Below are 14,345 nucleotides of genomic sequence, written 5' to 3' on the forward strand. Positions count from 1 at the left end.
GCGGCGGGGGCGTACTTCTGCGGGAGTACGTGGGGTCACCTCGCTCGGCTGACGTCCGCCGCCGCCCGCTGCGTCTAGCGTGGCCGTCATGGAGGAGCAGCGGGTGCGCGGGCACGGTCCGGCGCAGTGGTGGCGGTACGGACCGCCGTGGTGGCAGCGGACGGACGGCGCCGAGCCGCCGCCCGTCCGCCTGCCGTGGCGCTCCACCGCGCTGCTCACCGCCGTCGTCCTGGTCGGCTCGAACTTCGCGGCGCACGGCCAGCTCGACCGGGAGCCGCTGGACGTCTACGCGCGCGTCCTGCTCCTGATCGCCTCGGGTCTGCTGCTGTGGCGCCACCGCCACCCGGTGGCCGTCGTCGTCGGCACGGCCGCGGCCACCCTGGTCTACCTGGGCGCCGGCTACCCGTACGGGCCGGTCTTCCTGACCGTCGCCGCGAGCTGCGTGACCGCCGTCGTCGCCGGTCACCGCCGGGCCGCCTGGACGTCCGTGGGTCTGCTGTGGGCCGGGCACGTGCTGATCGCGCTCTGGCTCTACCGCCGGCTCCCGCCGCCGGGCGACACGGGCGGGGGCATCGACCAGGAGATCGTGATCGCCACCTGGATCCTGGCCATCGGCGCGCTGTCCGAACTGGCCCGGGTGCGGCGCGAACAGTGGGTGCGGGAGCGGGCCGACCGCGCCCAGGCCGCCCGGCGGCGCGCGGACGAGGAGCGGCTGCGGATCGCCCGGGAACTGCACGACGTCCTCGCGCACAGCATCTCCGTCATCAACGTCCAGGCGGGCATGGGGCTCGCGCTCCTGGACAGCGATCCCGAGCAGACCCGCGCGGCACTCACCACCATCAAGTCCGCCAGCAGGGAAGCGCTCGGGGAGGTGCGGCAGGTCCTGGACACACTGCGCGCCCCGGGCGCCGCCCCGCGCGCCCCCGCGCCGGGCCTCGACCGGCTGCCGGAACTGGTGGAGCAGGCGGCAGGCGCGGGGCTCGCCGTCGAGATCGAGGGCGCGGCGCCGCGGCTCGCGCCGGGCGCCGATCTGGCCGCGTTCCGCATCGTCCAGGAGGCCCTGACCAACGTGGTGCGGCACTCGGGTTCGCGGCACGCGCGCGTGCGGTTCGACCACGGCGCCGGCTGCCTGCGGCTGCGCGTCGACGACGACGGCCCCGCGACCGGCGCCGACGCCGGTGGCAGCGGCAACGGGCTGGCCGGAATGCGCGAGCGGGCCGCCGCCCTGGGTGGCACGATCGAGGCGGGCCCACGCCCCGACGGCGGCTTCCGGGTGCTCGCCGTACTGCCGTTGCAGGCCGAGTCCGAAGGGGGCGGCCGGTGATCCGTGTACTGCTCGCCGACGACCAGGTCCTGGTGCGGGCCGGGTTCCGGGCGCTGCTCGACGCGCAGCCGGACATCGAGGTGGCCGGCGAGGCCGCCGACGGCGCTCAGGCGCTGGCGAAGGTGCGCGAACTGCGCCCGGACGTCGTCCTGATGGACATCCGCATGCCGCTGCTCGACGGGCTTGCCGCCACCCGCCGCATCACCGCGGAGCCGGAGCTGCGGGACGTCAAGGTGGTCATGCTCACCACCTTCGAACTCGACGAGTACGTCTTCGAGGCGATCCGCTCCGGTGCCTCCGGTTTCCTGGTCAAGGACACCGAGCCGGACGAACTGGTGCGCGCCGTGCGGGCGGTGGTCCAGGGCGACGCACTGCTGTCGCCGGGGGTGACCCGCCGCCTCATCGCCGAGTTCGCCGCCCGGTCCAAGCAACCCGCGGACGCCGACCGACTGGCCCGGCTCACCGAGCGGGAACGGGAGGTGATGGCCCTGGTCGGCATCGGCCTGTCGAACGAGGAGATCGCCCGCCGCCTGGTGGTCAGCCCGCTCACCGCGAAGACCCACGTGAGCCGCACCATGGTCAAGCTGGGCGCCCGCGACCGCGCCCAACTGGTCGTGCTGGCCTATGAGTCGGGGCTGGTGCGGCCTGGCTGGCTGGGCTGAGCCCCGGGCCGCCGGCGGGCGTAGCCGACGGAGCGAACGGCCGCGCCGCGGCCCGGCGGGTCCACGGTGTGCCGCGGCCGGACCCCGGCGCAGCGTTCAGTCGCGGACCGGCACGCGGGCGGCGTCCGCCTCGTCCGCCGCGGCCCCGTCGTCCGACTTGCCCGCCCCGCCGGCCTCGTTGGCCGCGGACCTCGCGACCACCAGCGACCCCCTGGTGCCCCGGCCGCGCACACCCGTGAGGGCGATCAGCAGGCCGGCCAGGGCGACGCCGGTGACGACCATGAACCCGGGCCGGTAGCTGTCGAGCACCGCCTGCGGCGTCGGTTCGGCGGGCGCGCCCGCGGTGACCGCCGCGGTCACGATCGCCAGGAAGATCGCGCCGCCCACCTGGACCGAGGTGTTCAGCAGCCCCGAGACCATGCCCTGCTCATGGTCCGCGACGCCGTTGGTGGCCTGGATGTTGAGCGAGGGGAAGACCAGTGCGCAGGCCGCGCCGATCAGCAGCATCGACGGCAGCACGACGGCCGCGTACACCGGATCGAGGTCGACGCGCAGGAACAGCGCGTAGCCGACGACCATCAGCGCGAAGCCCGTCGCGATCAGCCGCGGGGTGCCGAACCGGTCGACGATCGAGCCGACCTTCGTCGAGGACACCGCCACCAGCGCGCCCGCCGGCAGGAAGGCGAGTGCGGTGTGCAGCGCCGACCAGCCGAGCAGCGACTGCATGTAGAGGGTGGTCAGGAACTGGAAGCCGACGTACGACCCGAAGAAGGCCACCGCGCCGAGCTGGGCGCGGACCTGGCTGCCCGAGCGCAGCACGCCGAGCCGGATCAGCGGACCCGCCGAGCGCCGCTCCACCAGGACGAACACGGTCAGCAGCGCGGCGACCGCGAGGAAGGACAGCAGGGTGCGGCCCGAGGTCCAGCCGGCCTCGGGCGCCTGGACGACGGTGAACACGAGCAGCAGCATCGACGCGGTGCCGAGGACGGCGCCGGGCAGGTCGTAGCCGTCGTGGTCGCGCTCGCGGGCGCTGCGCGGCAGCAGCCGCAGGCCGGCCAGCAGCGCGGCCAGCGCGATGGGCGCGGGCAGCAGCATCGTCAGCCGCCAACTGGCCTCGGTGAGCAGCCCGGACAGCACCAGGCCCATGGAGAACCCGGTGGCCGCGCACGTGGTGTAGATGGCCAGGGCGCGGTTGCGCAGCGGGCCCTCGGGGAACGTGGTGGTGATGATCGACAGGCCCGCGGGTGCCGTGAACGCCGCGCTGAGGCCCTTGATGAAGCGGCTGGCGATCAGCAGCGGTCCCGAGTCGACCAGGCCGCCGAGCAGTGAGGCGAGCGCGAACACGGCCAGGGCCACCAGGAACACCTGGCGTCGGCCGAGCAGATCGGCGGTGCGTCCGCCGAGCAGCAGCAGCCCGCCGTACCCCAGGATGTAGCCGCTGACGATCCATTGCAGCGTCGACGTGGACAGGTGGAGATCGGAGCCGATGGACGGCAGCGCGACGCCGACCATCGACACATCGAGCGCGTCGAGGAACATGGCGGCGCAGAGCACGAGCAGCGTGCCCCACAGCCGGGGGGTCCAGCGTCCCTCGGACGCGGCGGTGAGCGGAGAGGTCATGCCGCGAGGCTACATGCACATGCATTCAATGCAAGCGCATTTAATGTCGACGAAACAAAGTCGCTTCTCTGCTACCGTGCGTTCATGGCGGGGAAGAAGGCCGAGCAGGCGCTCGTGGACCGTTGGCGGGACATCCTGGCACTGCACGCGCGCACCCAGTGCGAACTCGACCGCGCGCTGCACGGACACGGCCTGTGCGCCAGCGACTTCGAGGTGCTGGACCAGCTGTCCCAGGCCGTCGGTGCGGACCGCGGCTGCTCGCTGCGCGTCCAGGAGATCTCCGAGCGGATCCACCTCAGCCAGAGCGCGCTGTCCCGGCTGATCGCCCGCCTGGAACGGGACGGCCTCGTCGAACGCGCCATGTGCGCGGAGGACCGCCGGGGCGTGCGCGTGGCCCTCACGTCGAAGGGGCGCGCGCTGCACGGACAGGTGCTGCCGGTGCAACGCGCGGTGCTGACCCGGATGCTGGCGGGCTGACCGGCCGCCGTCAGATCGCCGACTTCTCCCGCCACAGCGCGGCCAGCGCCGCGTCCCCGCTGACGCTCGGCACCGTACCCCGGTTCCACAGCGCGAAGTACAACCGGTCGGCGGGACCGGCCAGTTCGGCATCCGCCCGCCCCGACGCGGTCCGCACGGTCACCGGTGGCCGGTCCGACAGCCGCACGCTCCACACCGCGCCGCCGGTGGCGTCCGCCGTCTCGGCCCGCACCCGCAGCAGACGTGGCTCGTCGGTGCGCACCCGGCTCCTCGCGCGGGCGTGGAAGCCGCACAGCAACTCGTCGATTCCGTCGACCGCGAACTCGGGGTCGACCGGGGAGGCGGGACCGCCGCGCGCCGCCTCGGCGTCGTAGCGGTGCACGGTCGTCTCATGGGCCTGCCGGCGCGCCCAGAAGGCCGCCGGTGACGGGGACGGCAGGGGGAGGAAGGTCCAGCACGCCACATCGGGCGGTGCGGCGGTCAGCGTGTCCACGAGCCGGCGGTGGCTGTCGCGGTACCAGCTCACCAGGGCGTCCCCGTCCAGGTCGGGCGGGTCCCCGAGCGGGCGCGGGCCGGTGTGTGCGTCGGCGACGAATCCCGCCGCCCATCGGTGCACAGCCCCCGTGTGCCGGAGCAGATCACGCACGCGCCACTTCGGGCAGGTCGGCACCTCGGCGTCGGTGCCCGCCGTCTCCGCCGCATCGGCCAGCAGCCGGCCCTCCCGGTCCAGCATCCGGACGAACTCCGCAGTCTCCATGGGGCGAGTGTGCCGGACGGCGCGGCACGGCACACCCCAGTGCGGCGTGCCTACGGCGTTGTGGCGGCGTTCTTCGGGGTTGGCGCCGTGTGTTCTTGGGCAGGTCGGGTGCTCGTCGTGGTCCCGGACGTCGGTGGTCGGGTGCGGGTGGGATGCGGCTGGGCGCGCAGTTCCCCGCGCCCCCGCAGGGCGCTGTACGGCCCCGGGCGTCCCGGTCTGGGGATCGCCGTGGACGGGGGGTCAGCCGGTCACGGTGCGTCGGGTCGTCGCGCCGATGAGCGCCGCCACGGCCGCCAGCACCGCGACGCTGGTGAGCGCGGCCGGCAGCGAGAACCAGTCCGCCATGAAGCCGATCGCGGGCGGCCCGAGAAGCATGCCGCCGTAGCCCAGGGTGGAGGCGATCGCGACGCCGCTCGGACCGGCGAGCGTCCCGGCCCCCTGCACGGCGACCGGGAAGAGATTGGCGAGGCCAAGACCGGCGATGGCGAAGCCGGTCAGGGCCGCCCACGCGGCGGGGGCGAGCGAGCCCACCAGCATGCCGGCCGCCGCGACGGTGCCGCCCGCGACCACGGTCCGGGTGCGGCCCAGGCGCTCCAGCAGGGTCGTACCCGTCAGGCGCCCCACGGTCATGGCGAGCGCGAAGCACGAGTAACCGGCCGCCGCGACGCCCGGCGAGGTGTCCAGGTCCTGTTCGAGGTGGAGGGCGCCCCAGTCGGCCATGGCGCCCTCGCCGTAGGCCGTGCACAGCGCGATCAGGCCGAAGACGACCACCAGCCCGCGGGTCCGGCCGTCCAGGCGCCGCGGCGCCTTGTCCGCCTCGCCCTGGGCGCGCTCGGGCGGGCGCGGTGGCTCGTGCCGCAGCAGCGTGGGGCCCGCGGCGGCGGTCACCAGCAGCCCCACGACGGTCAGGCCCAGCAGATGCCGCGTGGGGGACAGGGACCCGGCGACCAGGCCGCCGAGGCCGGCGCCGATCATGCCGCCGAGGCTGAAGGCCGCATGGAAGCTCGGCATGACCGGCCGCCGCAGCGCGGCGATCAGGTCGACGGCGGCGCTGTTGAAGGCGACGTTGATCCCGCCGTAGGCGGCGCCGAACACCAGCAGGACGCCGCCCAGCGCGAGCGCCGAGTGGGTCAGCGGGGGAAGGGCGACGCTGAGCGAGAGCAGGACGGCGCAGACGACGGTGACCGGATGGGCGCCGAAGCGGCGGCACAGGCGTCCGGTGAGGGTCATCGTGACGACGGCACCCGCCGAGACGCCGAGCAGGGCGAGTCCCAGCGTGCTCGCGGAGGCGTCGGTCTGCTGCTTGATGGCGGGGATGCGGACGACCCAGCCCGCGAAGACGAAGCCGTCGAGGGCGAAGAACACGGTGATCGCCACGCGCAGGCGGGTCAGCGTGTCACCCGGCACGGCGCTGTGCGGACGGGTTTTGTTTATCAGCGGCACAAAGTCAGGCTAGGGGCGCCGCGGAAACGGGGCAAGGGCGGCGGCGGGATGGCCCGGGGCTGTGCAGCGCCCCACGGGGGCGCGGGGAACTGCGCACCCAGCCGCACCCGCACCCGGCTCCCGATGTCCCGGGGCCACGACGAGCACCCGACTCCGCGGCCGGTTCCGGCTGGTCCGTCACGGGGCCTTTCCTTGCCGTTCGGGGGCCGCTCGGGGAACGGCCTGGGCGCTGGTCGTGGGTCGTTTCCGGCCGACGGCGTGGGGCACGGCGGGGACCGCCGCTCGCCGTATGCGTGCTCGTCGCCGGTCCGTGTGTTCGGAATATGGGATACAGGTCGGTTAATGCTTGCGCACGTGCTGGTTGCGGAACGGTGAGCAGTCCATGATGGGCCCATGACGTTGGCCTCGCGCGCTCTCGCGCAACTGGCGACCTGGCCCGATCTGAGGCGGGCGGCGCCGAGTTGCGGCCTGGGCCAGGCACTCCGCTCCGCACAGGGCGAGATCGCCCACTTCCACTCGGAGCGGGATGTCGACCTGCTGCTGACGGACCGTGCCATCCGGCGGTTCGCCAAGGACCTCAGGGACACCGGAGCGATCCGCATCGTGCCCGGCTCGCAGTGGGTGACGATACGTCTCGACGCCGCGAGCGACGTCGACCTGGTGCTGACCCTGGCCAGCGTCGCCCTCCAGGCCCAGCTGGTCTGGGCCGACCCCGTCGGCCGGCCCCTGCTCGGCTGCAACGACCAGCGGGGCGCCGGGTTCGTACGGGCCGATCCCGGCGGCATCTGAGGCGGCCGACGCCACCCGCCGGGCCGTGCGTGCACGGCTTCCGGCGCCGCCTCTTCGTCCGCCGCCCGGGGTCCCCCGGTGCGCCGTTCACACGGCGAGGACCTGAATCCCCGCCTCCTCGAACAGGCGCACCGTCTGCGGTGCCACCGCCGCGTCCGTGACGAGTGTGTCCACGTCCTCGGCCGCGCAGATCCGGGCGAACGCCCGCTGCCCCAGCTTGCTGGAGTCGGCCGCGACCACCACACGCTCGGCACGCTCGCACAGCAGCCGGTTGGTGGCCGCCTCCGCCTCGTCGTGCGCCGCGGCGCCGTGCGCGACATCGAAGGCGACCACCCCGAGCACCGCCATGTCCAGCGTGATCTGGCCGAGCACCCCGTCCGCGAGCGGGCCGATCAGCTCGTACGACTGCGGTCGTGCGACCCCGCCGGTCACCACGATCTTGAACTGGGGCCGCACGGCCAGCTCGTTGGCGATGTTGAGCGCGTTGGTGACGACCGTCAGCGCCGGCGAACCGGCGGCCAGGTCGGCGCGCACGGCCAGGGCGCGGGCCACCTCCGTCGTGGTGGTGCCGCCGGTCAGGCCCACCGCCTCGCCGGGCGCGACGAGCGCGGCCACCGCCCGTGCGATGCGCTGCTTCTCCGAGGCCCGGCGGGCGGTCTTGTAGCGCAGCGGCAGCTCGTAGGAGACGCCGTGCACCACCGCACCGCCGCGGGTGCGCACCAGCATCTGCTGCTCGGCGAGCTGGTCGAAGTCGCGCCGGATCGTCGCCGCCGAGACCTCCAGCTCGGCCGCCGCCTCCTCGACGTCCAGCCGGCCACGCTCGACGAGCAGTTCCAGCAGCGCCTTCCAGCGGGCGTCGCGCGACATCCGCAGCCTCCGTCATCCCGTCCCGTTGTCCGTCCTGCGGTGACCCTAGCGCACCGATCCCGCCATCGGATGCTTGATTGTGCTCGAAAGTTCGCTATATCTTGCAGGAACACGCAGAACGATGGAGGGTACGGCATGACCCATGTCGAGGACGAGCTGAACAGCCAGCCCGAGTGCTGGACGCGCGCGGCGCAGGCGGCGCCGGGGCACGGCGGGGCGCTGCCCGCGGCGGGGGAGCGGGTCGCGATCGTCGGCTGCGGCACCTCGTACTTCATGGCGCAGGCCGCCGCCGCCCTGCGCGAGGGCGCCGGCCAGGGCGAGACGGACGCCTTCGCCGCGTCCGAGTTCCCCTACGGCCGCGCGTACGACCGGGTCGTCGCGCTCACCCGCTCCGGCACCACCACCGAGGTGCTGGACCTGCTGGCACGGCTACGCGGCCGCACCCGCACCACCGCCGTCACCGCCGACCCGGACACCCCCGTGCGGACGGCCGCCGACGAGGTCGTGGTGCTGGACTTCGCCGACGAACGCTCCGTCGTGCAGACCCGGTTCGCCACCACCGCGCTCACCCTGCTCCGCGCCCACCTGGGCCTGCACACCGACGCCGCCGTCGCCGACGCCCGTGCCGCGCTGTCCGCCCCGCTGCCCGAAGGGCTGGTCGACTGCACGCAGTTCACCTACCTCGGCCGCGGCTGGACCGTCGGCCTCGCGAACGAGGCCGGGCTGAAGATGCGCGAGGCCGCACTGGCCTGGACGGAGGCGTACCCGGCGATGGAGTACCGGCACGGCCCCATCAGCATCACCACGAGCACCACGGCGACCTGGATGTTCGGCGAGGCGCCCGACGGCCTCGCCGAACAGGTGCGCGGCACGGGCGGCCGGTGGATCGAGGGCACGCTCGACCCGCTGGCCGAACTCGTCCGCGCCCAGCGGCTCGCGGTGGCCGTCGCCGCCCGCCGGGGCCTCGACCCGGACCAGCCGCGCCATCTCACCCGCTCCGTGATCCTCGCCCCCTGACCCGCGCGCCGTAAGGAGTAGCCGTGCCCCTCGCAGCCACCGGCGACCTGGTCGCCCGCGCCGCCGGAACACGTTCCGCCGTCGCCGCGTTCAACGTCATCACCCTGGAGCACATCGAAGCCGTCGTGGCGGGGGCCGAGGCGGCCGGCGCGCCCGTGATCCTCCAAGTCAGCGAGAACGCGGTCAAGTTCCGGCACGGCCGGCTGCTGCCGCTGGCCCGCGCGGCCGTCGCCGCCGCGGAAGCGGCCGGCATACCGGTCGCCCTGCACCTCGACCATGTGCAGAGCGACGACCTGCTGCGCCAGACGTCCGGGGCCCGGTTCGGCTCCGTGATGTACGACGCGGCCCGCCTGCCGTACGCCGAGAACCTGGCCGCCACCCGGGCCGCCGCGGACTGGGCGCACGGCGAAGGGCTGTGGATCGAGGCCGAGTTGGGCGAGGTGGGCGGCAAGGAGGGGCAGGGCGGCGGGGCGCCGCTGGACGCCCATGCGCCCGGCGCCCGCACCGATCCCGACGAGGCCCGCGCCTTCGTCGCCGACACCGGCGTCGACGCCCTCGCCGTCGCCGTCGGCAGCGTGCACGCCATGACCAGCCGCACCGCCGCCCTCGACCATGAACTGCTCGGGCGGCTCGCCGCGGCCGTGCCCGTCCCGCTCGTCCTGCACGGCTCCTCCGGGGTGCCGGACGACGAACTCGTCGCGGCCGTCGCGGGCGGCATCGCCAAGGTCAACGTCGGCACCGCCCTGAACGTGGCGATGACCGGCGCGATCCGCGACTTCCTCGCCGCCCACCCCGAGGCCGTCGACCCACGCAAGTACCTCGCCGCCGGCCGGGACGCCATGGCCCGCGAGGTGACACGAATCGTGCGCGTCCTGGGCCGCCCCGGCGCCTGACGGCCCCGCTCCTGGCGCGCACACGTCCGCACCGACCGGACCTGCGAGGGCGCAGGCGTCGCGCGCCCGCACCGGCATCGATCTGCCCCGCCTGTCCACCGGCGCCCAAGGGCGCGGACATCAGGCGCACGCCCGCACCGACCTGCCCCGCCTGTTCGCCGGCTCCGATGGTGCGGGCGTCGCGCGCCCGTGCCACGCGCCCCGGCGAGCCGCCCCTCGTGGCGCCCGCCGGGCCGCGCGGCGTCACCCCCTGCAACACCTTCGTCCGCTGCGGCTACGGCCGGGACTCGCCCCCGCCACCGTCCGGATCCGGCCTCGGCCACAGCCCGGACTCGGCCGCGGCCACGGCCCGTTGGGGCCTCGCCCCGGTCCGCCCCGGCCGGGAGGCCATGGCCCGCGAGGTGACACGGATCGTGCGCGTCCTCGGCCGCCCGGGCACCTGACGGCCGCACGCCTCGCGCGTACGCCCGCTCCGACCTGACCCGACAGCCGGGTCCAAGAACCGGGCCACAGCGCGATCAGCCCGACAGACAGATCCGCACCGACCCGCGGCTGGAGACCCGCCTGTTCGCCGACCGCGTCCACCGCCCGGACTCGGCCGTGGCCACGGCCCGTTGGGGCCTTGCCCCGGTCCACCCCGGACCCCGCCCCGGTCTGTGGCGTGTCCGGCGTGCGGCTTCGGGGCGTGTGCCCTTGGTAGGCCGGGCGACGCGAACTCGACGCCGTATTCGGGGCGTTGCGTGCTGCGGCTAGTGTTTGACGGCCTTCAGTACCACGAACTTCGGGTCACCGGCCACGAGTCGGCTGTTGCCGAACAGGCGCCGCAGCTTCACGTGGTAGCCGAGGTGCCGGTTGCCGACCACCCACAGCTCGCCGCCGGGCCGCAGCGCGCGCCGCGCCCCGGTGAACATCCGCCATGCGGTCGCGTCCGTGATCGCCTGATGGGAGTGGAACGGCGGATTGGTGAGCACGACGTCCACACTGTCGGCCGGCACCCCGGACAGCCCGTCCCCGACCCGGAACTCGGCGTGCCCGGACAGGCCGTTGGCGCGGTAGGTCGCCTCCGCCGACGCCACCGCCTGGAACGACTCGTCCACGAAGAGCACGTCGGCCTCCGGATTGCCGAGCGCCACCGCCGTGCCGACGACGCCGTTGCCGCAGCCCAGGTCCACGACCCTGCGGGCGCCCCGGCCGTCCGGGAGATGCCGCAGGAAGAACCGGGTGCCGATGTCGAGCCGGTCGGCGCAGAACACGCCCGCGTGGTTGACGACGGGGCGCCCGGAGGCCGGTCCGATGCCGTCGGGCAGCGTGTAGCGGTACGGCCACGGCCCGGCGGGGCGCGCCAGGGAAGGGTCCGGAGCGCACAGGATCAGCCGTGCCTTCTGCTCGGCCGGCGTGGTGCGGGTCGGGCCGAGGATCCGCTCGAACAACCGGAGCGTCGAGGTGTGGATCTCCTTGACCATGCCGGCGCCCACGACGACCGTGCCCGCGTGCACGGCGGGCGCGAGCCGCAGCAACTGGTCCTCCAGCAGGGCAAGGCTCTTCGGCACCCGGACCAGCAGCACGTCGACGCGGTCGGGCGGCGGATCCTGGGTGGTCAGCAGACGTACGGCACCCGGCCGCACCCCGGCCCGCGCGAGGTTCGCGCGGGTCGCCTCCTGGGCGAGGAAGGAGTCGGTGATCTGCACCGGCCGGTGTTCCGCCAACGCCGTCACCAGCGCGCCCCAGCGGTCGCCGACGACCACGACCGTGCCGGACAGCGGGTCCTGCAGCCCGGCCAGATGGCGCAGCAGATAGGCGTCGGAAGCGTCCCAGGCACGCAGCCGGTCACGCGGATCCTCGGGGAAACGGGACAGCGCGAACGCGCCCCATGGGGTGGTCATACGGTCGTTCATCGTGCGTCCAATCTAAGCGCTCCGCGGGACGGGCCGTGCCGCGCCGTCGGCCAAGCCGCCGCGGCATCGTGGCCGGTCGTGCCGTTCCCCGCGCCCCTTCGGGCACCGGGGCCGGTCGGGCAGGATGGAACCCATGGAGGCGGAACTGTTTCCCAGAGCGAGGCTTGAGATCGCGCCGGGCGCCGTGCACGTGCCGGACTGGCTGGACACCGGCCGCCAGGACGAGCTGCTGACCGCGTGCCGCGAGTGGGCGCGCCCGCCGGCCGGACTGCGCACCGTCCGCACACCCGGCGGCGGCACCATGACCGCGCGCCAGGTGTGCCTGGGCCGGCACTGGTATCCGTACGGCTACGCGCGCACCGCCGTCGACGGCGACGGGGCACCGGTGAAGCCCTTCCCCGCCTGGCTGGACGAGCTGGGCCGCCGCGCGGTGGCCGACGCGCTCGGCCCGGCCGCCGTCGCGCCGGCGCCGTACGACATCGCGCTGATCAACTTCTATGACGGCGACGCCCGCATGGGCATGCACCGCGACGCCGACGAGGACTCCGACGCGCCGGTGGTGTCGCTGAGCCTCGGCGACAGCTGCGTCTTCCGCTTCGGCAACACCGCGACACGGACGAAGCCGTACACGGACGTCGAGTTGCGCAGCGGCGACCTGTTCGTCTTCGGCGGCGCGTCCCGCCTCGCCTACCACGGGGTGCCCCGGGTGCACCCGGGCACGGCACCGCCCGCGCTGGGCCTGACCGGGCGGCTGAACGTCACGCTGCGGGTGAGCGGCTTCTAGGCTGCGTTACCGGCCGCGGCTGATCGGGATCATGGGAGACTCGGCCCCATGAGTGGCAAGGCGGACCCCCGGGCGGCGGGGGAAGGGACCACCTCAAGGACGCGGCTGGACCGCGGGCGCGGGGCGCTCGGACCCGCGTTGGAACTCGTGCACACCGGACGGGCGCCGACCCGGGCCGTGCTCACCGCCGAACTGGGTGTGACCCGGGCGACCGCCGGCGCGGTGGCCGCCGAACTGGAGGCGCTGGGCCTGATCCGGGTCGACCCGAGGCCGGCCGCGGCGGCCGGCTCCCAGGGCCGTCCCTCGCACCGGCTGGAGGTCGCCGAGGGCGGGCCCGTGGCGCTCGCCGCGCAGGTGCACGCCGACGGGTTCCGGGCCGCGCTGGTCGGCCTCGGCGGCCGGATCGTGGCCACCGCTCCGGGCTGCGGGACCGTCGCCGCCGACCCGGCGAAGGTGCTTCGCTCGGTGGTCGAGACGGGCGCCGAACTGCTCCGGGCCACGGGCCGCCGCTGTGTCGGCGCCGGGCTCGCCGTGCCGTCCGCGGTGGCCGAACCGGAGGGACTCGCCCTCAATCCGCTGCACCTCGCCTGGCCGGTGGGCGCGCCGGTGCGCCGCATCTTCGCCCAGTGTGTGCGGGCCGCCGGGATCACCGGCCCGGCGTTCGCGGCCAACGACGTCAACCTCGCCGCGCTCGCCGAGCACCGGCACGGCGCGGGCCGCGGCGCGCGCGACCTGCTGTGCGTGGCCACCGGCCACCGCGGCGTGGGGGGTGCGCTGGTCCTCGACGGACGTCTGCACACGGGCAGTTCGGGCCTGGCGCTGGAGGTCGGCCACCTCACGGTGAACCCCGAGGGCCGCCCCTGCCACTGCGGCAGCCGCGGCTGCCTCGATGTGGAGGCGGATCCGCTGGCGCTGCTCGTCGAGGCGGGCCGCACCCCCGGCCCCGAGGTGTCCCTGCTCCAGCAGGCCGACGACCTCGTCCGCAACCACTACGCCGACCCGGCCGTCCGCGCCGCGGCCGAGGCGCTGATCGACCGCCTGGGGCTCGGCCTCGCCGGTCTGGTGAACATCCTCAACCCGGACCGGATCATCCTCGGCGGCCTGCACCGCACCCTGCTGGACGCCGACCCGGACCGGCTGCGCGCCGTGGTCGCCGACCGCAGCCTGTGGGGGCAGAGCGGCGGCGTCCCGATCCTGCCCTGCACCCTCGACCACAACAGCCTGGTCGGCGCGGCGGAACTGGCCTGGCAACCGGTCCTGGACGACCCCCTGACAGCCCTCCCCGAACCGGCCTGACCGAGGCGCGACACCCTTCCCGCGCACCGGGTGCCACCGTTCGGCACCCGCGCCCCGCAGACGCCTCCCGACGCGGGCGGGCGTCCTCGGGCCCTGCCCGTCGCTGGATGGCGAGGACCCGCCTTCGGGTGTCGCTCCCGCAGGTGCTCCCGGCGCGGGCGGTTTCCCTCGCAGTCGGCGCCGCCGGCTGGGATCTGTGTCCCGCAGATGCCCCCGACGCGGGGTGCGTGTCCTGCGGTTCTGCCCGCCGGTCGACGGCGAGAGCCCGCCCCTGATGTCCGCCACGGACCGCTCGACCGCTTCGCGCGGGCTGTCGCCGTCGGCCGCCTCGCGCCCGGCCTCGGGGAGCGTCCGTGCGGTCCCCGGCGCGCGTCGGCCGGTGGTGTGCCGGACACGGGCCGCGGCGGTCGTCGTCCGGTGGGTGTGCGGGGGCCGCGGTGTTGTGGTTGCCGCAGGTGTCCACGGGCGGGGCCGGGTCCCTGCGGCCGTACCCCGGGGAGCATTCGCTCCGGCCCCGCGTA

General features: G+C 74.9%; 14 protein-coding genes. 9 read left to right on the forward strand and 5 right to left on the reverse strand.

From position 1 onward, the window contains the following. Positions 1–88 precede the first annotated feature (88 nt). Complete coding sequence (locus ACIRFL_RS11410; protein WP_404026631.1) at positions 89–1,324, forward strand: sensor histidine kinase; 1,236 nt, start codon at positions 89–91, stop codon at positions 1,322–1,324. Then, positions 1,321–1,986 (forward strand): response regulator, encoded by a 666-nt coding sequence (locus tag ACIRFL_RS11415; protein ID WP_404026634.1) that lies wholly within the window; start codon positions 1,321–1,323, stop codon positions 1,984–1,986. The genes ACIRFL_RS11410 and ACIRFL_RS11415 overlap by 4 nt, the downstream gene beginning before the upstream one ends. Positions 1,987–2,082: 96 nt before the next feature. On the opposite strand, the gene ACIRFL_RS11420 is transcribed toward ACIRFL_RS11415, so the two are convergent. Then, positions 2,083–3,606, reverse strand: a complete 1,524-nt coding sequence (locus ACIRFL_RS11420) for an MFS transporter (RefSeq protein WP_404026636.1) — start codon at positions 3,604–3,606, stop codon at positions 2,083–2,085. Positions 3,607–3,690: 84 nt separating this feature from the next. Here ACIRFL_RS11420 and ACIRFL_RS11425 point away from each other — a divergent pair, with 84 nt between their 5' ends. Beyond that, positions 3,691–4,083, forward strand: coding sequence for a MarR family winged helix-turn-helix transcriptional regulator (locus tag ACIRFL_RS11425; RefSeq protein WP_404026638.1), 393 nt, complete (start codon positions 3,691–3,693; stop codon positions 4,081–4,083). A 10-nt stretch (positions 4,084–4,093) separates the two neighbouring features. Here the strand turns inward: ACIRFL_RS11425 and ACIRFL_RS11430 are convergent, their stop codons facing one another. Both ACIRFL_RS11430 and ACIRFL_RS11435 read right to left on the reverse strand, forming a co-directional pair. Continuing rightward, on the reverse strand, positions 4,094–4,840 hold the full coding sequence (locus tag ACIRFL_RS11430) for a maleylpyruvate isomerase family mycothiol-dependent enzyme (RefSeq protein WP_404026640.1): 747 nt from the start codon (positions 4,838–4,840) through the stop codon (positions 4,094–4,096). 240 nt (positions 4,841–5,080) lie between these two features. Beyond that, a complete protein-coding gene (locus ACIRFL_RS11435; RefSeq protein WP_404026972.1) occupies positions 5,081–6,247 on the reverse strand; it encodes an MFS transporter in 1,167 nt (388 codons plus the stop codon). Positions 6,248–6,676: 429 nt separating this feature from the next. On the opposite strand from ACIRFL_RS11435, the gene ACIRFL_RS11440 reads away from it, so the two are divergent. Beyond that, positions 6,677–7,072, forward strand: coding sequence for a luciferase family protein (locus ACIRFL_RS11440; RefSeq protein ID WP_404026642.1), 396 nt, complete (start codon positions 6,677–6,679; stop codon positions 7,070–7,072). An 87-nt stretch (positions 7,073–7,159) separates the two neighbouring features. Here ACIRFL_RS11440 and ACIRFL_RS11445 read toward each other — a convergent pair whose 3' ends face one another. Continuing rightward, positions 7,160–7,939 carry a DeoR/GlpR family DNA-binding transcription regulator gene (locus tag ACIRFL_RS11445; RefSeq protein WP_404026645.1) on the reverse strand — a complete coding sequence of 260 codons (780 nt, stop codon included), beginning with the start codon at positions 7,937–7,939 and terminating at the stop codon, positions 7,160–7,162. 135 nt (positions 7,940–8,074) lie between these two features. Between ACIRFL_RS11445 and ACIRFL_RS11450 the strand changes: the two genes are divergently transcribed. The 3 genes from ACIRFL_RS11450 to ACIRFL_RS11460 all read left to right on the forward strand — a co-directional run bounded on the left by ACIRFL_RS11450 (position 8,075) and on the right by ACIRFL_RS11460 (position 10,292). Then, the gene (locus ACIRFL_RS11450; RefSeq protein WP_404026648.1) at positions 8,075–8,956 is read left to right on the forward strand and encodes an SIS domain-containing protein; all 882 of its coding nucleotides are present in this window, start codon (positions 8,075–8,077) and stop codon (positions 8,954–8,956) included. Positions 8,957–8,979: 23 nt separating this feature from the next. Next, positions 8,980–9,849, forward strand: coding sequence for a ketose-bisphosphate aldolase (locus ACIRFL_RS11455; protein WP_404026650.1), 870 nt, complete (start codon positions 8,980–8,982; stop codon positions 9,847–9,849). A gap of 167 nt (positions 9,850–10,016) precedes the next feature. Then, entirely contained in the window at positions 10,017–10,292 is a 276-nt protein-coding gene (locus ACIRFL_RS11460) for a hypothetical protein (protein WP_404026653.1), read from the forward strand. A 306-nt stretch (positions 10,293–10,598) separates the two neighbouring features. On the opposite strand, the gene ACIRFL_RS11465 is transcribed toward ACIRFL_RS11460, so the two are convergent. Further along, entirely contained in the window at positions 10,599–11,732 is a 1,134-nt protein-coding gene (locus tag ACIRFL_RS11465) for a methyltransferase (RefSeq protein ID WP_404026974.1), read from the reverse strand. Positions 11,733–11,877: 145 nt separating this feature from the next. Here ACIRFL_RS11465 and ACIRFL_RS11470 point away from each other — a divergent pair, with 145 nt between their 5' ends. Together ACIRFL_RS11470 and ACIRFL_RS11475 are read left to right on the forward strand one after the other, a co-directional pair. After that, entirely contained in the window at positions 11,878–12,528 is a 651-nt protein-coding gene (locus tag ACIRFL_RS11470; RefSeq protein ID WP_404026655.1) for an alpha-ketoglutarate-dependent dioxygenase AlkB family protein, read from the forward strand. A 48-nt stretch (positions 12,529–12,576) separates the two neighbouring features. After that, positions 12,577–13,824: an ROK family protein gene (locus ACIRFL_RS11475; RefSeq protein WP_404026657.1), complete on the forward strand. Its 1,248-nt coding sequence runs from the start codon at positions 12,577–12,579 to the stop codon at positions 13,822–13,824. Positions 13,825–14,345: the final 521 nt, after the last annotated feature.

The sequence above is a fragment of the Streptomyces sp. NPDC102462 genome, assembly GCF_044765425.1.
Taxonomy (GTDB): domain Bacteria; phylum Actinomycetota; class Actinomycetes; order Streptomycetales; family Streptomycetaceae; genus Streptomyces.

Coding starts and splice junctions, on each gene's coding strand:
- ACIRFL_RS11430 (WP_404026640.1), bottom strand. CDS start 4,840: ATGGAGACTGCGGAGTTCGTCCGGATGCTGGACCGGGAGGGCCGGCTG.
- ACIRFL_RS11460 (WP_404026653.1), top strand. CDS start 10,017: ATGGTGCGGGCGTCGCGCGCCCGTGCCACGCGCCCCGGCGAGCCGCCC.
- ACIRFL_RS11410 (WP_404026631.1), top strand. CDS start 89: ATGGAGGAGCAGCGGGTGCGCGGGCACGGTCCGGCGCAGTGGTGGCGG.
- ACIRFL_RS11475 (WP_404026657.1), top strand. CDS start 12,577: ATGAGTGGCAAGGCGGACCCCCGGGCGGCGGGGGAAGGGACCACCTCA.
- ACIRFL_RS11440 (WP_404026642.1), top strand. CDS start 6,677: ATGACGTTGGCCTCGCGCGCTCTCGCGCAACTGGCGACCTGGCCCGAT.
- ACIRFL_RS11425 (WP_404026638.1), top strand. CDS start 3,691: ATGGCGGGGAAGAAGGCCGAGCAGGCGCTCGTGGACCGTTGGCGGGAC.
- ACIRFL_RS11445 (WP_404026645.1), bottom strand. CDS start 7,939: ATGTCGCGCGACGCCCGCTGGAAGGCGCTGCTGGAACTGCTCGTCGAG.
- ACIRFL_RS11420 (WP_404026636.1), bottom strand. CDS start 3,606: ATGACCTCTCCGCTCACCGCCGCGTCCGAGGGACGCTGGACCCCCCGG.
- ACIRFL_RS11470 (WP_404026655.1), top strand. CDS start 11,878: ATGGAGGCGGAACTGTTTCCCAGAGCGAGGCTTGAGATCGCGCCGGGC.
- ACIRFL_RS11450 (WP_404026648.1), top strand. CDS start 8,075: ATGACCCATGTCGAGGACGAGCTGAACAGCCAGCCCGAGTGCTGGACG.
- ACIRFL_RS11465 (WP_404026974.1), bottom strand. CDS start 11,732: ATGACCACCCCATGGGGCGCGTTCGCGCTGTCCCGTTTCCCCGAGGAT.